The 20,698-nt window shown below is 43.6% G+C and carries 20 protein-coding genes and 1 riboswitch; of the genes, 5 read left to right on the top strand and 15 right to left on the bottom strand.

The annotated features are described in order from the left end of the window. Positions 1-397: 397 nt before the first annotated feature. The gene (locus tag FN831_RS21340) at positions 398-817 is read left to right on the top strand and encodes a hypothetical protein (protein ID WP_142530237.1); all 420 of its coding nucleotides are present in this window, start codon (positions 398-400) and stop codon (positions 815-817) included. Positions 818-916: 99 nt separating this feature from the next. On the opposite strand, the gene FN831_RS21335 is transcribed toward FN831_RS21340, so the two are convergent. From FN831_RS21335 to mutS, 6 genes are all read right to left on the bottom strand, one after another. Next, positions 917-1,132 (bottom strand): molybdopterin-binding protein, encoded by a 216-nt coding sequence (locus tag FN831_RS21335; protein WP_142530236.1) that lies wholly within the window; start codon positions 1,130-1,132, stop codon positions 917-919. Positions 1,133-1,138: 6 nt separating this feature from the next. Next, positions 1,139-1,600: a MoeA family protein gene (locus FN831_RS21330; protein WP_142530235.1), complete on the bottom strand. Its 462-nt coding sequence runs from the start codon at positions 1,598-1,600 to the stop codon at positions 1,139-1,141. 177 nt (positions 1,601-1,777) lie between these two features. After that, positions 1,778-3,643, bottom strand: a complete 1,866-nt coding sequence (locus FN831_RS21325) for a M1 family metallopeptidase (RefSeq protein WP_142530234.1) — start codon at positions 3,641-3,643, stop codon at positions 1,778-1,780. 6 nt (positions 3,644-3,649) lie between these two features. Beyond that, on the bottom strand, positions 3,650-4,744 hold the full coding sequence (locus FN831_RS21320) for a 3'-5' exonuclease (protein ID WP_142530233.1): 1,095 nt from the start codon (positions 4,742-4,744) through the stop codon (positions 3,650-3,652). Positions 4,745-4,913: 169 nt separating this feature from the next. Next, a complete protein-coding gene (locus FN831_RS21315) occupies positions 4,914-5,432 on the bottom strand; it encodes an NlpC/P60 family protein (RefSeq protein ID WP_142530232.1) in 519 nt (172 codons plus the stop codon). A gap of 1 nt (position 5,433) precedes the next feature. Further along, positions 5,434-8,040 (bottom strand): DNA mismatch repair protein MutS, encoded by a 2,607-nt coding sequence (mutS, locus tag FN831_RS21310; RefSeq protein WP_142530231.1) that lies wholly within the window; start codon positions 8,038-8,040, stop codon positions 5,434-5,436. 443 nt (positions 8,041-8,483) lie between these two features. On the opposite strand from mutS, the gene FN831_RS21305 reads away from it, so the two are divergent. Continuing rightward, complete coding sequence (locus FN831_RS21305) at positions 8,484-8,759, top strand: hypothetical protein (protein ID WP_142530230.1); 276 nt, start codon at positions 8,484-8,486, stop codon at positions 8,757-8,759. An 18-nt stretch (positions 8,760-8,777) separates the two neighbouring features. Next, positions 8,778-9,251 carry an HAD domain-containing protein gene (locus FN831_RS21300; RefSeq protein ID WP_142530229.1) on the top strand — a complete coding sequence of 158 codons (474 nt, stop codon included), beginning with the start codon at positions 8,778-8,780 and terminating at the stop codon, positions 9,249-9,251. 24 nt (positions 9,252-9,275) lie between these two features. Here FN831_RS21300 and FN831_RS21295 read toward each other — a convergent pair whose 3' ends face one another. The 9 genes from FN831_RS21295 to FN831_RS21255 form a co-directional block, all read right to left on the bottom strand. Continuing rightward, positions 9,276-10,001: a menaquinone biosynthetic enzyme MqnA/MqnD family protein gene (locus FN831_RS21295; RefSeq protein WP_142530228.1), complete on the bottom strand. Its 726-nt coding sequence runs from the start codon at positions 9,999-10,001 to the stop codon at positions 9,276-9,278. Next, positions 9,988-10,608 carry a histidine phosphatase family protein gene (locus FN831_RS21290; protein ID WP_142530227.1) on the bottom strand — a complete coding sequence of 207 codons (621 nt, stop codon included), beginning with the start codon at positions 10,606-10,608 and terminating at the stop codon, positions 9,988-9,990. Before FN831_RS21290 ends, FN831_RS21295 begins: the two co-directional genes overlap by 14 nt. Before the next feature lie 3 nt (positions 10,609-10,611). Beyond that, complete coding sequence (mqnE, locus tag FN831_RS21285) at positions 10,612-11,805, bottom strand: aminofutalosine synthase MqnE (RefSeq protein ID WP_142530226.1); 1,194 nt, start codon at positions 11,803-11,805, stop codon at positions 10,612-10,614. A 98-nt stretch (positions 11,806-11,903) separates the two neighbouring features. Further along, positions 11,904-12,371, bottom strand: a complete 468-nt coding sequence (locus FN831_RS21280) for a sterol desaturase family protein (protein WP_142530225.1) — start codon at positions 12,369-12,371, stop codon at positions 11,904-11,906. Continuing rightward, positions 12,355-12,903, bottom strand: a complete 549-nt coding sequence (gene idi / locus FN831_RS21275) for an isopentenyl-diphosphate Delta-isomerase (RefSeq protein WP_246101677.1) — start codon at positions 12,901-12,903, stop codon at positions 12,355-12,357. The genes FN831_RS21280 and idi overlap by 17 nt, the downstream gene beginning before the upstream one ends. A gap of 58 nt (positions 12,904-12,961) precedes the next feature. Next, entirely contained in the window at positions 12,962-13,471 is a 510-nt protein-coding gene (locus FN831_RS21270) for a hypothetical protein (RefSeq protein WP_142530224.1), read from the bottom strand. Next, a complete protein-coding gene (locus FN831_RS21265; RefSeq protein ID WP_142530223.1) occupies positions 13,468-14,304 on the bottom strand; it encodes a phytoene/squalene synthase family protein in 837 nt (278 codons plus the stop codon). The genes FN831_RS21270 and FN831_RS21265 overlap by 4 nt, the downstream gene beginning before the upstream one ends. 9 nt (positions 14,305-14,313) lie before the next feature. Continuing rightward, on the bottom strand, positions 14,314-15,786 hold the full coding sequence (locus tag FN831_RS21260; RefSeq protein ID WP_142530222.1) for a phytoene desaturase family protein: 1,473 nt from the start codon (positions 15,784-15,786) through the stop codon (positions 14,314-14,316). A 154-nt stretch (positions 15,787-15,940) separates the two neighbouring features. Beyond that, positions 15,941-16,435 (bottom strand): lipocalin family protein, encoded by a 495-nt coding sequence (locus tag FN831_RS21255; protein WP_142530221.1) that lies wholly within the window; start codon positions 16,433-16,435, stop codon positions 15,941-15,943. Between the two features lie 485 nt (positions 16,436-16,920). Further along, positions 16,921-17,033: riboswitch (SAM riboswitch) on the top strand. Between the two features lie 261 nt (positions 17,034-17,294). On the opposite strand from FN831_RS21255, the gene FN831_RS21250 reads away from it, so the two are divergent. Together FN831_RS21250 and FN831_RS21245 are read left to right on the top strand one after the other, a co-directional pair. Next, on the top strand, positions 17,295-18,353 hold the full coding sequence (locus tag FN831_RS21250) for a homoserine O-acetyltransferase family protein (protein ID WP_142530220.1): 1,059 nt from the start codon (positions 17,295-17,297) through the stop codon (positions 18,351-18,353). Next, entirely contained in the window at positions 18,353-19,594 is a 1,242-nt protein-coding gene (locus FN831_RS21245) for a homoserine dehydrogenase (protein ID WP_142530219.1), read from the top strand. The genes FN831_RS21250 and FN831_RS21245 overlap by 1 nt, the downstream gene beginning before the upstream one ends. Positions 19,595-20,698: the final 1,104 nt, after the last annotated feature.

Genomic DNA, 20,698 nt, shown 5'->3' with positions numbered 1-20,698 from the left:
TAATATTGATGCAATACTATTAGCATGTGATAATGATATAAATACTGCAGTTTAGCAGCTAAATTCAGGGATGTCCATAAAAATGTACAAGTCTTTCCGCGGTATTGGGGCCAGGCCTCTATAGGACCAGATCATAATTGCTCCTGGAAACACCCATCCGCGTAAAAAAATGAAATATTGTTAGATCCCAGGATTTTGGCACAATCTCTGTTTAAGAAGAAATATCTATCTGTGAAAAATAACGGGGAGTGTCTTAGGGATGCTCCCTTTTTATTTAAAAGGGGTTTTCGCGGTTTCACCACTTTTGGGTATTTTATTGCAGGCCCAGCCGCCCTAATTTTACCATGGTTAATCACAGAGCAAAAGCGCTGTGATTGCAATTCCAATTTTATAAATCATGGTAAAAAAAATCGTAACAACTTTCTTTCTGTTATCCGGATTAATCCTTTTTGGCCTGTCCACAAAATCACAAACAAAAAAAACATGGACAGCCCCTGTTGAAGTTACAGAAATGAACGGAGGCAAGATCTACGTGAGCTTTTGCAATAACAGTACCGACAGCATCCGCTACCGCATCAAATCTGAATGCAAAGGACTTAAAAATATCTACACCTGCTTTGCCTTCAAATACATGGACAGGAACCAGGTGGAACGCACCCAGATGGTACGGGATATCCCACTGGCAGAAGATTTTCAAAAAGAATACAGCATACCGGCAGAAAATGGCATCAGTAGGGTAAGCGTTCCCTTTTTGCCCGAAACCGTGGTAGCCTATGTAACTGACCGTTCAGATCAGACAGATATCAGGGAGAACTGAGGGCACGTAGCCAAATTTATTGATGACTGCATACAGAAGAACGACAGGCAGATCGGATGATTACCAGCCTGTCAACCATCAGCGCTGCAGGGAGATCATTCACCAGTTTTTCTTTGGTGCCACTTTAAAATTACTGAGCTTTTCAATTGCCGGCAAAACATACTGATAAAAGCTGTTCATTACGGCAGCAGCATTGCCGGGAAGCCCAAAAATAACCTGATGATCAGTCTCGCCAAAGTACAATGGCCTGCCGGGCTTCTGTCTCACCTTATTAAATATCTGCCTGATGCCTGCCTGCTCTGCCCCACGGATCACAAAATCTTAACAACCAACGCTCATGCCACAAGTAAGGATCAGCACATCATTTGCCAGTAGTGCTTCAGTCAAAGCGGAGGTCATGCCCTCCAGGGTATCCTGGGCATTATAAAAGTTAATCCTGTTGATATCGTGCTGCTTCAAAGCTGCAGTAAGTGCATGCGAATTCGATGCTGATACTTTTCCGAAGATTTCGGCCCTCCCCGGCTGCCTCAGGTCCTGTGCCGCCACGATGATCCCTACCCGGGGCTGTCGGAAAACCTGCACCTCGGTATGGCCCATACCCCTCAAATATCCTATGGCATCATCCGTCAGTTCGCATCCCCGCGTATATCCGGACGATGTATGGTGCTGGTAAAGATCGGTGGCCAGTGTAGCTCCTAAAGCCATTGCCAGCGGGATAGGGTGAACCGGAACTTTCCTAGAATGTTCCAGTATGATCAACTTTGCTTCTTTGATTGAAATCATGGCGTCCGGGGCTTGTAAATGTCAGCTTGCTTATATCCGCCGGCTTAAACGGCCGGCAGATATAAATTTAGATTTCAATCCTCAGATAAAATTTGCAAATCGTTGAACGGGCAGGATCGCTCGTTCAACAAAACTTTTTAAATGTTATAAATGGTTGATGCAGGAGAACCTTCTATCCTATTTCACATTTAAAAAGTTGTTGTTATCAAATTTATCCGGAACATGTACACTGCCCAGCAATATACGTTTTAGTTTCTTTGTCGTTTTCAGCGGAACAGAGATCGTTTTGTCACCTTTCTCCCAGACACCTACAGACTGATGCAGCTTTTCTGTAGAATCATCCGAATACGTTAAGCTCAGGTCTACAGGCAATGGCCTGCCGCCCTTATTTTCTACTTTGATGAGATACCCTCCCTCTGTTTTATCTGCAGAAACAAGGCCGAGGTCGTTCACACCGCCTTCGAAAAACCAGCGCTTCCAGAACCAGTCCAGGTTCCTGCCCGCACCCTCATTCATGCTGTAGAAGAAATCCTGGGGCATCGGGTGCTTACCATGCCATTGTTCAATATAATGGTGCAAAGCTTTTGTAAACAATTCATCGCCCAGCTCATCTTTGATAAAAAGATAGCCCATGCCCGGCTTGGGATAAGAATTTGTAAAACTCCCTACGCCCTTAAGATCGGGTGTTAATGTCATAATGGGTGTATCGCTTGCTGTACCGGATGAGATTGCCGTAGCAGAGATGCCGTAATCATCCACGATTGAGGGATCAATCATTGGTGAGATCAGCCACTCGCCAATTGTTGCCCATCCTTCGTCCATCCAGCCATATTTTGTTTCATTGATGCCCATATAAAAAGGAAACATGGTATGAAAAATCTCATGGTCAGTCAGTGTAATTGCATCTGCCCGTTTCGCGGTAGGGTTATCATTTACCATCATCGGATATTCCATCTGGTCAAGACCATCAAACACCGTTTCGTGCTGATACGGGAAAGGCCATTTCGGGAAATTATAGCTCATCGCCTCTACAGATTTTCTGGCAAAGCCGATCACCTCGTAATAGTCTTTATGATCAGGATTAAAAACCGCATCCACGCGCGTCCTTCTGCCTGTCTTCGGATCAACGACCAGGCTGCTGGATTTCCACAGATAGTGATTGCTCAGCGCAAAAACAAAATCCGTCACGTTTTCTGCTTCAAACTTCCAGGTATGATGGTCCTGTTTGGTGGTCACTGTGCCCGCAGAAAGCTCTGCTGGGGTAATGACATCAACTACAGAATCAACTTTTCCGGCAAGGGCAATCCTGTCAGCAATCACCGGTGTAAACACATTTTTAGTATTTACAAGGTCTCCCGTTGCCCAAACCGCATAATCTCCGGGAACCGTTACAGCTGCTTTAAAATTACAAAAGTCGTTGTAAAACTCTGCATCTCCCAAATAAGGATATTTATTCCAGCCATCTACATCATCGTAAACGGCAATCCTTGGAAAAAAGTAAGCGATAAAAAAAGCACCATCGTCTACCTGCCCGGTACGGGTGTGAGAACCTTTATTAAGGATATACTGGTAGCTGATATTTAACTTCGCAGTTGCGCCCGGTGCCAGACCGGCAATAGCGGTATGCATATTTGTGCCCTCAATCGCAATTGCTGCAGCAGGCACTGCTTTCCCATTCAGTTCCAATTCGCTGATGGCAACGCCCTCGCCCAGGTCTTTCTCGGCGATTTTTGATGTTCTGGGAGCACCTTTCTGATAAAGGTTAGGGTACAGTTTAAACCAGATTTCCTTTAGCGTATCCGGGCTTTGATTTTTGTAACTGATTGCAACGGTGCCTTTGAGGACCCTCGTTGAGGGATCAAAATCAACCTTCAGGTCATAGTCAGCAGTATTCTGCCAGTACTTAGGCCCGGGTTTACCATTTTTATTTCTTGTTTGCTTTGCATATGCCTGCTGAACGGTTGCCGTTGCAGGCAAAACCTGCTGACCAAAAGCAGACAGCCCCATCGTACTGATGAGGCTGACTAATATTAATTTATTCATTGAAGATTATTTACCAAATTTCATTTTAAGCTGTTCAAGCATATCAGGAGTTACTTCTGCTGCCGGTTTTTCCTTTTTAGGCTGCTGGAAAGATTTCCTGGGCTGGTCGTTTCTTGTCTGGGCCGGAGCAGTACGATCTGTTCCTGCAGGCTTGTTTACATCCGCGTCTTTTACAGCGTCAGCAGATTTTACAGCCTCAGCAGATTTTACTGCATCAGCATGTTTAACGCCCTCGTTGGATCTTGCTGCTTCAGCAGGTTTTGGTGTCTGGTGCTTTGCGGCCCTGGCCAAATCTTTCTTTTTATTCCAGCGCAGCCAGATTTCTTCCAGTTTTTTCTTGGTGTATAACGGAAAATCTCCCTGTTTCATCCAGGCGTAATAACTTGGCTCCGAATCGAAAACAGACTCAACCGTACGGTTCTTGTGTTTGCCGAAATTAAAAACTTCCTCACCATTGTCATTGAATACCATTCTTCCGGCAAAATCCACCGGTTTGTTCATATTGGTGAAAGTATGCAATGCATGTACATCGTTTTTAACAGGCTGGCTGATATTTCCCTGCTTGTCTTCAAAATCAGCATTTTCATAACGGTCAAGCTGTGCCAGCAATACATGGTACGTAGCCGTGATATCAGCTTCTGCTGAATGCGCATTGATAATATCTTTATCACAGTAGAACTTATAAGCCGCACGCAATGTACGCTGCTCCATCTGGTGAAAAATATTCTGTACATCAACAAACTTCCTGTCGGCCATTTCAAAATCCACACCTGCACGAAGAAACTCTTCCAGCAGGACAGGGATATCAAAGCGGTTGGAATTGTATCCCGCAAGGTCTGCATCCCCAATAAATTCGGCCAGCTCCGCCGCCACTTCCTTAAACTTGGGTGCATCGGCGATATGCTCATCATAGATCCCGTGGATCAGGGATGATTGTAAAGGAATGGGCATCTCAGGATGAATACGCATTGTTTTTACCAGCTCAGTTCCATCTGGCATGGCTTTTAAAATTGCAATTTCAACGATACGGTCAGCACCTACATTAACGCCGGTAGTTTCCAGATCAAAAAAAGCAAGAGGGCGGATTAAATTTAACTTCATCAGTATTTTAGTTTTTTTTTATCGATTTTATATTAGCTAAGAAAAATAATCCCTAACCCTATACCTATGATCATAATAAGATACATCAATATTTCGGTTGTAGCAAATTTTTTATATTTAGTCCAAAAGGAGATATCGTGCTTAGGTTCCATTTCTATTTATTTATCGTTTAATTTTTCACCGGCCCTGCTTTAACCAGCACATGCTGATAGGCAGGCAGGCTCATGTCATCAACGATCACTCCCCGGGTTGTTGAGGCATGCACAAAGAACCCGTGGTTAAGGTAAACGCCAACATGGTCGATTTCATTGCCCCCGAAAGCGAAAAATACCAGATCTCCCTCTTTCAGCTGCGCCGGATCCTTTTCCCTGATCACATCTGCCTGGTCCCTGGACCGCCTAGGGAGTTCCAGTCCGTAAATTTCCCTGTTCAAAAGTAAGGCAAATCCTGAACAATCTATGCCCCTTTTGTCCAATCCTCCCAATTTATACCTTACCCCTGTCCAGTCTGTAATAAACCTGTATAAAGCCTTACTTTTCAGGTCGGCCATTGCTTCGGCAGCTTTCGCCGCTTTTGTGGTACTATAGGCAGACGGCCTTCTGATACCGCATGCAGACAGCAAGGCCAGCGCGGCCATGATGATCACAAAATTGAGAGAGCAGTGGCGGCGCAGGCTACAAGTATCCATATTATTGTTTGATTAGTCTTTGGATCTCATCCAGTTTCAGCAGGGCCTCTACCGGCGTCAGTACATTTACATCCAGGTTATTCAGCATATCCCTGATCTGTACCAGTACAGGGTCATCTACAGCAAACATATGCAGCTGATAGGCCTGGTTCTGCACTTTTTTGATACTGTCCTTGATGCTCTGCCCTTCGGTGCGGTCAATCTCCAGTTTTTTCAGGATCTCATTGGCACGGCTGATCAGCTTTGGCGGCATCCCGGCCATTTTGGCTACATGGATACCAAAGCTATGCTCACTGCCGCCCGGCACCAGTTTACGCAGGAAAATCACCTTGTTGGACATTTCTTTCACAGACACATTAAAGTTCCTGATCCTCGGCATGGTAGATGCCAGTTCATTCAGTTCATGATAATGCGTGGCAAATAAAGTTTTTGGGCGTGCTGTAGGATGTGTATGCAGGAACTCTGCAATCGCCCATGCAATAGAAATACCGTCATAGGTACTTGTACCCCTGCCAATCTCATCCAGGAGGATTAAACTGCGGTCTGAAATATTATTCAGGATACTCGCCGTTTCATTCATTTCTACCATGAAGGTACTCTCTCCTGAAGAAAGATTGTCAGAAGCGCCAACACGGGTAAAGATCTTGTCTACCAGCCCAAAATTTGCAGCCTTCGCCGGAACAAATGAGCCCATTTGCCCCATCAGCACAATCAGCGCAGTTTGCCTCAGAATGGCCGACTTACCCGACATGTTAGGGCCGGTAATAATGATGATCTGCTGAGTATCATTATCCAGGTACACATCATTGGTAATATATTCATCACCTGTAGCCAGGCGTTTTTCGATTACAGGGTGCCTGCCGCCTTTAATATCAAGTATCTTTGAGCGGTCAAGTTCCGGTTTCACATAGTGATTGCTGATCGCCAGCTGTGCAAAACACAGCAGTACGTCCAGCTGGGCAGTCAGGTAAGCATTCAGCTGGATCGGCCTGATGTAGGCCGCAACCTGTTTTACCAGGGCTTCATACATCCGCACCTCGATCATCTGGATTTTATCCTCTGCGCCCAGGATCTGCTCTTCGTACTCCTTTAGCTCAGGCGTGATATAACGTTCGGCATTTACCAGTGTCTGCTTGCGCGTCCAGTCGGCCGGAACCTTGTCCTTATGCGTATGCGTTACCTCAAGGTAATAGCCAAATACATTATTAAAAGAGATCTTCAGTGAAGGAATGCCGGTTTTTGCCGCTTCGCGCTTTTGGATCTCCACAAGGAAATCTTTACCGCCCAGCGAGATCGCGCGGAGCTTATCCAGTTCCTCATCCACCCCGTCCGCAATCACATTTCCTTTAACCAGCAATGCAGGCGGATCCTTCTGGAGCTCTCTCTCCAGCAGGTCACGGATACTCAGACAAGGATCAAGCTGATCTGCGAGCTGTTTTAAATAAGGATTATTTGTATTTAAGGCTATATTTTTTACTTCTTCAATAGAATAGAGCGATTTTTTCAGCTGGCATAACTCACGCGGGCCGCAACGCTGCAGCCCTACTTTGGAAATCAGCCTTTCCAGGTCACCAATCTGTTTGATATGCAGGAGAAAATCGGCCATCAGCTCTTCATGCCCAACCATAAATTCTACCACGCCCAAACGTTCCTGTATCGGCTTCAGTTCCTTTAAAGGCATCACGATCCATTTGTGCAGCATCCTGGCGCCCATCGGCGTAGAAGTTTGGTCCAGCACATTAAACAGCGTCATCGCATTCTCGTTCGCCGAGCTTACCAGCTCCAGGTTGCGGACAGTAAAGCGGTCCAGCCACATATAATTATCTTCTTCCAGGCGTGAAATCGAAGAAATATGCTTCAGGTTGCGGTGTTCCGTTTCATTCAGGTAATGGAGCACAATACCTGCTGCAACAATACCCGTTTGTAATTTATCCACGCCAAAGCCTTTCAGGGAAGTAACTTCGAAGTGTTTGTTCAGGATCTCATTGGCGTAATCGCTGGTAAAAGCCCAGTCATCCAGCGGATAGGTATAGAATTTATCCCCAAACAGCTCCATAAATTCGTGCCGTTTACTTTTCTGGAAAACAACCTCTGTAGGTTTAAAGCCCAGCAAAAGTTTGTCGATATATTCTGCATTACCCTGTGCAACATGGAATTCGCCCGTAGAAATATCTGCAAACGACACACCAATGTTTGATTTATCAAAATAGACTGCGGCGAGATAGTTGTTGGATTTCTGGCTCAGGATGTTATCTCCGTAGGCCACACCGGGCGTAACAAGCTCCGTTACACCTCTTTTTACGATTGTCTTTGTGGTTTTGGGATCTTCCAGCTGATCGCAGATGGCCACGCGCTGCCCTGCCCTTACCAGTTTTGACAGATAGGTATCAAGTGAATGATGCGGAAAACCGGCCAGTTCGCTGTTGTCCGAACCATTGGCACGGCGCGTCAGTGTAATTCCAAGAATCTGAGAGGTTTTGATGGCGTCGGCGCCAAAAGTCTCATAAAAATCACCTACTCTAAACAATAACAATGCGCCAGGATATTTAGCCTTTATCGTATTGTACTGACCCATTAACGGTGTTTCCTTAGTCTTATCTTTAGCCAAAATATATGTTACGTTACAAAAATGTAAATATACTACGTCTGATTTACCTTTAGGTTTTTTTTTGAAAAATAGAATTTAAGCGTAAAACCAGGCTGATAAAGCGTATCCCGCGAATGCTATTTGATTTGGCTGCATGACATAAGTTCCAGATGCGGTTTATTTATACCACTATCACCTAACCAACAAATTGTACCATTCCAAAATATGATTTTAATACAATTTATCACTACTATTAAATATCTGAAAATTTTATTTTATTAAATAGAAATCTAATGTTAACTTTAACGACATAATTTAGTGATTATACCAGAAATCAATATCGTATGCATTCGAACCAAATTACATCTCCACATATTCGGGAATATTTGAGAAATAACCACACTGACCTTTTTCCTACTCATTCCAGGCTTTGCCTGCCTATTATCCGTCGCATTTATAACAAAATGCAGTTTGGAATCAGATTTAGCGAAATCAAGGTAGCTAACAATGTAATCATCGACGGTCATCACAGATATATAAGTTCTCTTCTCAGCCGCTATCAGATTGCCCGGGTTCCGGGCTTACTCACCTCAGCCACTCAAATTGATGACTGGATGAATGTAGAGTTTGACCTGAAGGACTGGGATGCTGCATCCAGGATTAAATATTTGAATCAACAGGATTCTGCATATAACGAAATCGATATTGAAATTATAAAAGAAATTAACCGGATTGAATAAAAGTTTTAAATTTGTGTTATGTACGTTTTATTGGATATTGATGGTGTAATGGTTCCTGCTCAATCCTGGAAAAGTCCTGAATTTCTTCAGGATGGCTTTCCCGTGTTCAGTAGTCAGTCCATCGCTGCTCTTCAGAAGATCATTGATCAGACCGGAGCGACATTGGTTTTAACAAGTTCGCACAAATCAAGTTACAGCATACCTGAGTGGAAGGATATTTTCAAATTAAGGGGTATCAATACCAGCATGATTGAACGTCTGCCTGCTAACAATTTAAACCTGAACCGCAGAGAGGAGATTTTGAATTGGTATCATATGAGAAATCGCGCTAACGATCAGATTGCGATATTAGATGATGACAAATCTCTGAATGCACTACCAGCTGAGATTAAACAGTATTTGGTGATGCCAAGCCCGATGATAGGATTAACAAATGAACTTGCAGACCATGCGATTTCCATTCTGCAGGCAGGGCCAGTTATCTCTGCCTGATCAGATACATCAGTGCTGTAACACTTATAACTGCTGAATATAAGATAAGAATAAGGTTAATGCCTCACGTTTTTTATCGGTCAGTTCAAAATCCAGTTTATTCATCAGGTAGTCTTCCAGATCAAATAAGGGATTTTCCGGCAATGTTTTCAGCACTTCTGCACGGTTAGCCAGTCCCATTTTCAGTGCGGCGTTAAATTCAGTAACAAATGCTTCCGGAATCTCTTTGTTGGCAACCCAGGCTGCATACACAAAAGGCAATCCTGTAAAGTTCATCCACTCTTCGCCCATATCATAGGCAAAATTGTAGTCGCCCTTTTTCCCGAAAGTCCTGTCGCCGATCAGCACAATGGCATCCGTTACCGCCTCAGGATCGCTGGTAACCGTAAATTCGGTTTTAAAAAAGAATTTTAATAGCACCTGAGCAAGGTTGTTTGAAGTCCTGGAATGGCTGTCCAGTTTCAGTGTCCTGATTTCCTTTGCAGGCACATTGCTAAAAATAAATACAGAGTTTACAGCGCCCACAGAGCCTATACAATAATCTGATATGATTTGTGCATTGGCTACATCAGGGATACCGGCAACAGGCATTAAGCCCATATCTACTGTTCCGTCAATCACTTTTGCCGCGCAGTCGGATGGTATATCCAGACTTAAGTCTATCTGTTCAAGTACCGGCGAATGTTCAATACCATAAATAAAAGCCTTGGTATTGGTATAGGCAACGGCAGAAATTTTAATCTTTTCCATTTAAATGATCGGTGTTGTTTGCATCGGTGATCGTAAAGGTATCACCTGTTAAACTTACCCTGTAAAGGCCAGTGTTCTGATGGGGGAAATCGTACATGGCCGACATCGGTTTGCCACTAAAGAGGCACATCAGCAAACGCAGGGCGCGTCCGTGCATGCAGACCAGGATTAATTTTTCATCGGTCCTGCTTTTGATAATATCGATGATCACCTTCAGGCGGCGTGCTACATCGTTCGGGCTCTCTCCACCTTTGAAATGCGCATCGAAGTCGCCCCCCTGCCATTTCTCCGTCATGTCCTTAAATGCACCGATCGTATGTTCACTGGTTTGTGTGCCTTCCCATTCTCCCCAGGCAAGCTCATCAAGTTCTTCATGCTTTTCCCAGGGAAGCCCTGCATCAATAAAAGCCTGGACCGTCTGTTGTGTCCGTTTAAGCGCAGATGTATACACCTTATCAAATGGGAGATCTTTGTATAAAGCATAAAAGGCGGCACCCTGTGCCCTGCCGGTATCGTTCAGGTCACTGTCGATCCCCCGGCCCTGTATAATCCCCTGTTTATTCAAATCCGTCTCTCCGTGACGGATGATATATAGTTCTTTATCCATTAATTAATTGATGACCGGCAACTTATAAAATTGGGGCTTAACATCTTCTTCGAATACAAAGTCTGTATAGTCAGTAACTACATTATATAAGGTATCCCGCTCAATAGGCTGGCGTTTCACCTGTTTGATCAGGTTTACCAGATCTTTTGTGCTCATACCCGGCGTTTGCTCCTCGGCACCTGCCATAGAATAGATTTTTGTGGTATCATCAAGCGTACCATCAATATCATCCACACCAAAGTTAAGTGAAAGCTGCGCGGTTTGCCTGCTGATCATCGCCCAGTATGCTTTGATATGGTCAAAGTTATCCATGTATATCCTGGCAATCGCGTAATTCCTCAGGTCTTCAATTACAGAAACTTCCGGTACATGGTCCATCTGGTTATTCTGATTCCTGAATTTCAGCGGTATAAATGCCTGGAATCCGCCGGTCTTGTCCTGCAGCTGGCGCAAGCGTTCCATATGGTCTACCCGGTGCCAGAACTGCTCAATGTGGCCGTACAGCATTGTAGCATTTGTGCGCATATTCAATTTGTGCGCCTGTTCGTGGATATCCAGCCACTGTTCCGCGTTGCACTTATCGTTGGCAATCTTCTCCCTTACTTCGGGATGAAAGATCTCTGCACCACCTCCCGGCATCGAATCCAGTCCGGCTTCCTGCATGTATTTCATGCCATCATAATGGCTCAGCTTCGCCTTTTTAAATATATAATAATATTCTACAGGTGTAAGTGCCTTGATGTGAAGGTCAGGCCTGTGTGCTTTTGTCCGTCTGAAAAACTCTGCATAAAAATCGAGGTTTTGCTTTGGTACCACACCACCGGTAATATGTACCTCGGTAACGGGTTCATTATCGTATTTCTTTAGCGCATCCATCATCTGGTCTACACTCATTTCCCATCCTTCTTCCTTGTTTTTGATCAGCCGGGAGTAAGAACAGAAATTGCAGGTATACACACAGACATTGGTAGGCTCAATATGAAAATTACGGTTAAAATATGTTCTGTCACCGTGTTTTTGTTCTCTGATATAATTAGCTAAAACGCCTAGAAACCCCAGCTCAGCATGTTCGTAAAGATAAACACCTTCATCAAATGTGATTCTTTCGCTATTCCGGACTTTTAACGCGATATCTTTTAATTGCTGTGCCAAACCGGCATCATTCAATATATACGTTAATTTTTGCTTGGTATCCATATGATTGATTATAGCTCAAAAGTAAGATAAAATCATCGGATGAATGCGTCACAAGCCCGTTAAGCTGTCAGACTTATGTCAAAGCTGGGGAAGGGCAGCTATTTAGAACTGCGCAATGCCTCCTTAAAGTACCTTAGAGGAACAAACAACATTCCGAAACACTCTCCCTCTTCTTTTCCAAGGTGTTTGTGGTGTACCTTATGCGCCTTGCGCAAGGCGCGAAAGTAAAAGTTATTTGTCCTGCTAAAGAGTTTAAAGCGCTGGTGGATCAGGATATCATGCACCATAAAGTACGCCAAACCATAAAGTGTAATTCCTATGCCGATGTAAAATAGGAAATCCAGGCCGGCAATGAATGTACCGAGCAGGAAAAACCCCATCGAGATGCAGGCAAAAATCACAAAAAAGTAATCGTTTTTCTCAAAAAAAGTATGTGCCTTATTGTGGTGATCGTCGTGCAGTACCCAAAGCAGCCCATGCATAATATATTTATGTGTGAGCCAGGTAACGCATTCCATCAAACAAAATGTCAGCAATACAATTCCTATATTAATCAGTATGGTCATTCCGAACGGTTTTTATTTTATCTAACATCAATTTAAACCAGCTTGTGTAAATGGCAGGGTTCTTTTCCATATCCTTTTCGATCTCCTGCAGCGGCATATATTTCCAATCGGCCACCTCAGCAGGATCAGGCTGCGGATGCGCATTGCTTTCACCAAAAAAAACATGGTCGAGCTCATGCTCCGTCAGTTCTTCTGTCAGCACAGCTTTGTAGGTAAAACTAAACTCGTATGTCAAATTACAGGCCATTTTCATTTCTTCCATCAGCCTTCGTTTCGCTGCCTCAATTACCACCTCCCCCGGCCTTGGATGCGAGCAGCAGGTGTTTGTCCACAACAATCCTGAATGATACTTTTCAGCTGCCCTTTGCTGCAGTAATAGCTCATTCCTGTCATTAAAAACAAATACGGAGATGGCACGGTGCAACAATGCTTCCTGGTGCACCAGCATTTTTTCCATTACCCCTATTTCATTGTCCTGCTCATCTACCAGAGAAACGTATTCAATCATATTATTGGTATAATCGGTATTCATTATCAAATGTTAAGTATTACTTTCCTGTAAAATCTGTCCTGATGTCAGCAACCGTATTCTACAATCTTGTAATTAATGCTTTTTCTTCGGCACTGCAGTATTGGCTGATCAGCAAATAGCTTTTAATCCGCTTGTGCAGATCTTTATCAGTATGTATTTTATCCTGGGCAGTCTCTAAATAACTGATCAGGTTTTGCGTATCCCCTTTAATATTACCGCTGTAATTCAACAGTGCAGGCACATTGCTTTGTGTAGTTAACCTGAAAAAAAGCAGCTCAGGCGAATCACGGTCCCTCGCTATTGCAGATTCCAGAAGTTTCCTGCCCCGGTTAAAGTGGTTAATCCGGCTGAAAGGATTCAGCAGATGCTTACAAAGCATAAATTCAGACATCGCCCTGAAGCCAGACATGACCGGCAGGTCGGCATCCTTCACCCCCTTCATCTGCTCATAAAACGCGTTTGCAGCTTTTTGATTACTAAAAGACTGGTCCAGTATGTTACGTAACGATGGAAGGTCCGGAGCAGATAAATCAAGCAGGCACACCAGCAGCAGCAACACAAATTTCATATCATTCTCAAACTGTGTTTCACATAAGAGCCGGCAAGAAGGCTCAGCTTCCTGGCATTGGGAATACGGATCCTTTCAGACATCACGCGGACTGAAGATACAGATTTAATTTTGTTGAACAGGTTCCTGTAATAGATATATGCAACATACACGCCAAACCTTGAGCTGCGCGGCAGCTGCCTGATTCCGGCCAGGGCTGCAGCAAAGTCCTCTTCGATATCCTGCTCAATTTCCTTCTTCTCCTTTTCCGAAAACACTGACAGATCAACCTGCGGAAAATACACCCTGCCCAAAACCTCATAATCATTCTTAAGGTCGCGCAGAAAGTTAACCTTCTGAAAAGCGGCGCCCAGCTTTCTTGCCGATGGCTTTAGCTGCTCATACATCTCCCGGTTATTTTCCGTAAACACCCGCAGGCACATCAGGCCTACCACTTCGGCAGAGCCCAGTATATAGGTATCATATGAATCTGCACAATGAGCGGTCTGCTTTAGGTCCATCTCCATACTGGCCAGAAAGCAGTCTGTCAGCTCCTGCTCTATTCCGTACTCATTCACAACCAGCTGAAAACTGTTGAGAATGGGATTCAGGCTAATCCCCTGCGCTATCGCTTTGTAGGTGCCTTCCTTAAAATCAGCCAGTAACACTGCCTTGTCATAGCCGTGAAAAGAATCTACAATCTCATCAGCAAGACGCACAAAACCATATATGCTGTAAATTGCATTGTGAAATTTCTTGTGCAGGCAACGGATGCCCAGCGAAAAACTTGTGCTGTACGTCCGGGTTACAATTGTACTGGATGCTATGGAAATGCGATCGAACAGTTCTTTCATAATAATAGATTACTTTTTAAAATATTGCGCCAGCTCATTTGCAGCTACCTGGCCCGAAATCAATGCAGGAGGTACCCCGGGGCCAGGCACAGTCAGTTGACCTGCATAGAACATGTTTTTTATCTGTTTGTTTTTAAGACTTGGTTTCAGCACTGCAGTTTGCATCAGCGTATTGGCCAATCCATAGGCATTGCCTTTGTATGCATTGTAATCTTCCGTAAAATCGCTGATCGCGTATGTTTTTTTATAAACCACCTGATCTGCAAAATCTTCTCCGCAAAAGCTTTCCATTCTGCTGATAATCCCTTTAAAATATTGCTCCCTGGTTTGCTCGTCGTCTTTCAGGCCCGCGGCCACGGGAACAAGGATAAAAATATTCTCCATCCCTTCGGGCGCTGTCCCGGGATCAGTTTTTGAAGGACAGCATACGTAAAACAATGGTTTTTCAGGCCATTGAGGGGTACTGTATATATCATTTGCATGCTGATTAAAATCGGCATCAAAAAATAAATTGTGGTGCAGTAGCCTGTTCAGTTTTTTGCTTACGCCTACATAATAGATCAGGCATGAAGGTGCAAAAGTCTTTTTCTCCCAATACTTCTCATCATAGTTTCTGTAGCGTTCGTCCAGCAGCTGCTGTTCCACATGATGGTAATCTGCCGCTGCAATCAGTCCCTCTGTCTCAAAAAGGCCTTTGTTTGTTCTCAGGCCCGACACCAATCCGCCAGAAACCTCTATCTGCTCTACCTGCAGCCCGGTGTGAAATTGCACGCCCAGAGATTCTGCAAGCTCCTGCATGCCGCTTACGATCCTGCACATGCCGCCAACAGGATAAAATGTTCCCTGCACCAGGGCAGAATAATTCATCATCGTATATAAGGCTGGGATCTTGCTGGCCATGGCGCCAAGGAAAAGTACCGGAAATTCCATCAGGGCTACCAGCCGCTTGTCTTTAAAGTACTTGCCCACATAGCTGCTTACGGAGCTGAAAAGATTAGATTGCAGCATTCCTTTTACTACATCCATATTTGCATATTCCAGCCATGAAAAAGCCGGTTTATACACCAGGTCTTTCATTCCCACCTGGTACTTAAATTCGGCTTCTTTGAGAAATTTGCGCAGGGCCAGGGCACTCCCGGCTTCTATAGATTCAAAAACCTGTTCCAGTTCATCCATGCTGGCCGGCACCTCAATCACATCCTCCCTGCCAAAGATGATCTGAAATCCGGGATCAAGCTGTTTCAGCTCGTAATAATCGGATGCAGACTTGCCAAAGGCGCCAAAAAAGTTTTCAAATACATCTGGCATCCAGTACCAGCTGGGGCCCATATCAAAAGTAAAGCCCTCTGCACTGTAAACCCTGGCCCTACCACCTATGGTGCTGTTCTTTTCAAAAACAGTAACCTGATGCCCCTCCTTTGCCGCAAAACAGGAGGCTGCAAGTCCGGAAAAACCGCTACCAATAATGGAAATTTTTGCCATAAAATGAATTATCTCCACATGGGGTTAATAATATTGCCCATGTGTATTAAGTGTATTAAAGTACAGATTTTAAGCTGTAAAAAAAAGCTGCCCTCAGAATATCTGAAGGCAGTCCTTTAATTATTTATTTGAAATCTCTGAAAGACCAGAAAAACTATTTGCTGGCTTTGGTAAAGTTCAGTACAATATTAGCAGGGGCACTGCCATATTCAACAGGTGATTTCAGGATCAGCTGATCTCCCGAAGTTGAAGCAAGTACCAGTCTGTAGCCATCTGCGATATTTTTTGCTTTATCACCTTCATTCAGTTTTTTGAACTGGAAAGTTTCATCAGCGGTGCTTACCGACCAGAAAATATCCTGTGTCCTGGTAGGGCAGTCTGCAGTTCCCGGAAGGGTATAACTACCGTTTCCGCTGTTTGTAAGCCTCCAGGTACTGCCAATAAAACATTTGTAGGAAGCTTCGTTAAACAGCGACCTTACGTTTGCTGCGGGAACACCTTCGAATGTAATATCATTCAGTACCCAGTTACCTGTTACGGCTCCCCTTCTCAGGCTTGCACTTGCAGTGGTACTTTTTGTGCTGGAGCAACTTTGTAAAACCATCAATGAACTACATAAGATGGCTGCTATTACTAATATTCTTTTCATATATGTCTATTTAGGAATTTGAACTTACACAAATCCTGCCAAAAAACTAAGATCTGATTTCCCTGATACAATTCACTATTGCCGTAGCCGATCAAAAATTTAACAATCAGTAAGACAGCTGAATTCCATTTTGGAAAATACAACAGCAAACTGTCCAGAAAAATGCATGGCATGTTGGCTTGACAGGTCAACTGCGAAATGAAAGCAATTTTATGGGACAGAATTAAATTTTGCAGTTGATACACATAAATGCCATCTGACAGTTTGTTGATTGGTTTTATCATTTATCATACCATACAGGGGGCTGATTTTCCACTCTATAGATGAAGCAAGATCAAACTACAGAAGATCAAATATTTTAAACACCTCAATTACAGATATATAATAAATTATCAGAATAATATTTTGAAAATAAAAAGAGTAGCACTACATTTGTACGCACAAAGCGAAAGCTTTTCGAGTCAACCCCGGCATTGCAGAGGTTTGATTTATAAAGAAGTGGCGAGAGACAGGCTCCCTGACCCACTGGCAACCCTCCCATATGGAGAAGGTGCCAATTCCTGACCAGTCGGCATATTGCTTTCTGGAAAGATAAATTGAAACAAATGAAAACAAGAACAAAACTATCGCTAACCAGCGGAAACAACCAGAAAATTTCTCACACGCAGGCTTTTGCCTATATGTGCTGTTGCCTGAATTAATCCATTTCCATTACACCACCCAAACGGAAATCCTCTGAGCAGAGGTATGTAACCAGATCAGGATCATTCAAAATCAATGTCAACTCAAATAATTTTAACGTCACAGCCCTATGCATGTTTTAACACGCAAGCTGCCTGCTATATTCAAGCTTAACCTAATGTCATCAACAGCCATATACCATCACAAAAAATCATTCAACTTAGAAAACGGGAAACAGCTGCGCGAACTACGCGTTGCCTATCAAACCTATGGCACATTAAATGCCAACAAGGATAACGTAATCTGGGCTTGCCATGCTTTAACTGCAAATGCGGATGTGGCCGACTGGTGGAAGGGATTATTTGGTGACAAATATTTGTTTAACCCGGCAGAGCATTTTATCATCTGCGCCAATGTACTGGGTTCGCACTATGGTACCACCAGTCCGCTGGACACTGATCCGGTAACGGGCAACCCCTACTACCTTTCTTTTCCTGAATTTACGATCAGGGACCTGGCACAGGTACACCAGCTGCTTGCAGAACATCTGGGCATCAGCAAAATAAAGGTGCTGATCGGTGGCTCGCTGGGCGGTCAGCAGGCAGCAGAATGGGCAATTTCAAATCAGATCGAGATTGAAAACCTGATCCTTGTAGCCTGCAACGCTTACCAGACACCATGGGGAATTGCATTTAATGAGAGCCAGCGCCTGGCCATCAGTGCCGACCGCAGTTTCTTTAGCCAGCAGCCCGATGGCGGGATGAAGGGTTTACAGGCCGCCAGAAGTATCGCCCTGCTTTCTTACCGTACCTATGAAGCGTATAACGCAACGCAGGTAGAAAGCGTAAACGAGAAAACCGGAGATTTCCGCGCAGCATCCTATCAGAAATACCAGGGAGAAAAACTGTGCAGAAGGTTTAACGCGTACAGCTACTGGTACCTGACAAAAGCCATGGACAGCCATAATGTTGGCCGCGGGCGCACAAGCGTGATCGATGCTTTAAAGTCGATCAAATCCAACACGCTGGTCATCGGGATTGAGAACGACTTCCTCTTCCCTATCAATGAACAGGAATTTCTTGGAAAACACATTCCGGGAGCCGAATTCCACAGCATCAAATCTGCCTATGGGCACGATGGCTTTTTGATTGAAACCGATATCCTCACCAATATGATCGGAACTTTCCTAAAGGATAGCGTAAATAAAAAAATTGTTAAACTGCATAAAATAGCATAATGAGTAAGAAACTTAAAATTGGAATATTCGGTTTTGGAGTAGTTGGACAGGGCCTGCACGATATTATCCGTGGTCAGGACCTCAACCTGGAAGTCATCAAAATAGCAATAAAAAACCCTGATAAGAAACGGAGCCTTGACGCTAAACTTTTCACAACAGACCATGATGAAATCCTGAACAATGAGGAGATCAATACCATCGTTGAGCTGATTGATGATGCAGATGCGGCTTTTGAAATCACAAAGAAAGCACTAATCAACGGTAAACACGTAGTTTCTGCCAATAAAAAAATGATTGCGAACCATCTCGAAGAGCTGGTAGAACTGCAGGAGAAATATGGTACCTCCCTCCTGTATGAAGGTGCAGTATGCGGCAGTATCCCAATCATTCGCAACCTTGAAGAGTATTATGATAATGAATTGCTGCATGGAATCAGCGGTATCTTTAACGGGTCTTCAAATTATATACTGTCCAAAATATTTAATGAAAATATGCCCTATGCTGATGCCTTAAAGCAGGCACAGGACCTTGGTTTTGCAGAGACTGATCCTATTATGGATGTTGGTGGCTATGATCCCAAGTTTAAACTGGCGATTGCCACTGCACATGCTTACGGTTTATTCATTAATCCCGATAAGATCCTGAACGTGGGTATCCAGAACCTTTCAGAACATGACATTCAATATGCAAGGGAGAAGAATTTTAAGATCAAACTGGTGCCTACAGCGCGTAAGATTAGTACCAAGCAGGTTGTAACCTATGTGTTGCCAAAGTTCGTTAAATCTGATGATTTCCTTTTCAACGTAGAGAATGAATACAATGGCGTTACGGTTCAGGCTGCATTTGCTGATAAACAGTTTTTCTTTGGAAAAGGTGCAGGCGGGCATCCGACAGGCGCGGCAGTACTGTCTGATATCGCTGCCTTAAGATATGGTTACCGTTATGAATACAAAAAATATCACCAGCACAACGGGCTGATCCATACCGATAATGTGAATATCGAAGTTTACCTCAGATATACGCACGAATACACAGTAGAGAAACTGAAGATCGAAAATATCGTGGAGCGCTTCTCCAGAAACGATTACAAATATGTGATTGGAAGTGTGAGCCTGAAATCTTTACTGGCAAATAAAGAGTTGCTGGTGCAGAAAGATGTGTTTATTGCCAATACCGGCCGTTTTACGTATACTGAACAGCAGATACAGGCGATTGCTGCCGAAGAAGTATTAGTTAGTTAGTAGGTAAAAATAGCTGCATGCTATTACGGCTGCATTAATTTGCTACGCAAATGAACGCTAGGCCGTAATAGCATGCAGCTATTTTTTTGAGAGTTTATCCAGTCAGATTTTCTAAACATGCGCTTTAAGCATGATTCATAAGCATTATTTACAAGCATCATTCATAAGCATCATTCATAAGCATCATTCATAAGCGTGATTCATAAGCGTGATTCATAAACATTATTTACAAGCATCCTTCATTAGCATGATTCATAAGCGTGATTCATAAGCATTATTTACGAGCATCCTTCATCAGCATGATTCATAAGCGTGATTCATAAGCATCCTTCATCAGCATCATTCATCAGCATCATTCATCAGCATGATTCATAAGCATGATTCATCAGCATGATTGATAATCATGATTCATAAGCATGATTCATAAGGATGATTCACCGCATGAGCCCCAGCTGAATTTCAATCAGCCTCCTTAGGCATCATCGTGAGCCGTATTCTTAGAAGCAGGTTTAATTTTCATGAGCACTTACGTCTAAGCTTAAACATGGTAATTAATGCCGGCTGGCATGGCCTGAGGAATACTGTCTGCTGAATTGAATTTATTCAAAAGTTATGATGTCAAAGAACCAGCTCCCTTCTTCTGGATTCTTTCGGCGGGGATACCATCCGGAATTTTGCAATTGAGTTATTTCACATAGACGGACAAGACTGAAATTTCAATTGCACCGATAGCTAACGGTTGCAATACAAAGATAAGCACAGTCAGCACGAAAAGTATTGATTTTCAGAAGCATGGCTTCAATCGTCCGTTAAGTTCCTCACACGTCCGTTACTAGCCGGCTTAACCGGCCATATTTTATTTCAATTGAAGGTAATTTTGTAAATCACGAAGAACTTATAAGCTGATTGCTATGAATTGCAGCCTGGCAAAACCCGCATAAGTGGGACCACATTGCTGCGAAGATCACACTTTTTAACTTGTCTTCATTGGGCTTGATCTCTTATGATTTGGAATTGCAACAATAAAGTAGACATTTAGTTAAGCGGCAATATTTTGTTTATTTAAATTTCTACCAAATTCTTCCGGGGACAGATATCCCAGTG

Origin of the sequence: Pedobacter westerhofensis, assembly GCF_900182595.1 — a bacterium.
GTDB classification, from domain to species: domain Bacteria; phylum Bacteroidota; class Bacteroidia; order Sphingobacteriales; family Sphingobacteriaceae; genus Pedobacter; species Pedobacter westerhofensis.
This window is presented reverse-complemented; position numbering and strand designations above follow the sequence as displayed.

What these genes read in the sequence shown, in the direction of transcription:
- FN831_RS21255 (WP_142530221.1), bottom strand. Translation starts at nt 16,435, where the DNA reads ATGAAAAGAATATTAGTAATAGCAGCCATCTTATGTAGTTCATTGATG.
- FN831_RS21315 (WP_142530232.1), bottom strand. Translation starts at nt 5,432, where the DNA reads ATGGATACTTGTAGCCTGCGCCGCCACTGCTCTCTCAATTTTGTGATC.
- FN831_RS21320 (WP_142530233.1), bottom strand. Translation starts at nt 4,744, where the DNA reads ATGAAGTTAAATTTAATCCGCCCTCTTGCTTTTTTTGATCTGGAAACT.
- FN831_RS21280 (WP_142530225.1), bottom strand. Translation starts at nt 12,371, where the DNA reads ATGACCATACTGATTAATATAGGAATTGTATTGCTGACATTTTGTTTG.
- FN831_RS21290 (WP_142530227.1), bottom strand. Translation starts at nt 10,608, where the DNA reads ATGGATAAAGAACTATATATCATCCGTCACGGAGAGACGGATTTGAAT.
- FN831_RS21265 (WP_142530223.1), bottom strand. Translation starts at nt 14,304, where the DNA reads ATGAAAGAACTGTTCGATCGCATTTCCATAGCATCCAGTACAATTGTA.
- FN831_RS21305 (WP_142530230.1), top strand. Translation starts at nt 8,484, where the DNA reads ATGCAGTTTGGAATCAGATTTAGCGAAATCAAGGTAGCTAACAATGTA.
- FN831_RS21270 (WP_142530224.1), bottom strand. Translation starts at nt 13,471, where the DNA reads ATGAAATTTGTGTTGCTGCTGCTGGTGTGCCTGCTTGATTTATCTGCT.
- mqnE (WP_142530226.1), bottom strand. Translation starts at nt 11,805, where the DNA reads ATGGATACCAAGCAAAAATTAACGTATATATTGAATGATGCCGGTTTG.
- FN831_RS21340 (WP_142530237.1), top strand. Translation starts at nt 398, where the DNA reads ATGGTAAAAAAAATCGTAACAACTTTCTTTCTGTTATCCGGATTAATC.
- FN831_RS21260 (WP_142530222.1), bottom strand. Translation starts at nt 15,786, where the DNA reads ATGGCAAAAATTTCCATTATTGGTAGCGGTTTTTCCGGACTTGCAGCC.
- FN831_RS21250 (WP_142530220.1), top strand. Translation starts at nt 17,295, where the DNA reads ATGTCATCAACAGCCATATACCATCACAAAAAATCATTCAACTTAGAA.
- idi (WP_246101677.1), bottom strand. Translation starts at nt 12,903, where the DNA reads ATGAATACCGATTATACCAATAATATGATTGAATACGTTTCTCTGGTA.
- FN831_RS21325 (WP_142530234.1), bottom strand. Translation starts at nt 3,643, where the DNA reads ATGAATAAATTAATATTAGTCAGCCTCATCAGTACGATGGGGCTGTCT.
- FN831_RS21295 (WP_142530228.1), bottom strand. Translation starts at nt 10,001, where the DNA reads ATGGAAAAGATTAAAATTTCTGCCGTTGCCTATACCAATACCAAGGCT.
- FN831_RS21245 (WP_142530219.1), top strand. Translation starts at nt 18,353, where the DNA reads ATGAGTAAGAAACTTAAAATTGGAATATTCGGTTTTGGAGTAGTTGGA.
- FN831_RS21300 (WP_142530229.1), top strand. Translation starts at nt 8,778, where the DNA reads ATGTACGTTTTATTGGATATTGATGGTGTAATGGTTCCTGCTCAATCC.
- FN831_RS21330 (WP_142530235.1), bottom strand. Translation starts at nt 1,600, where the DNA reads ATGATTTCAATCAAAGAAGCAAAGTTGATCATACTGGAACATTCTAGG.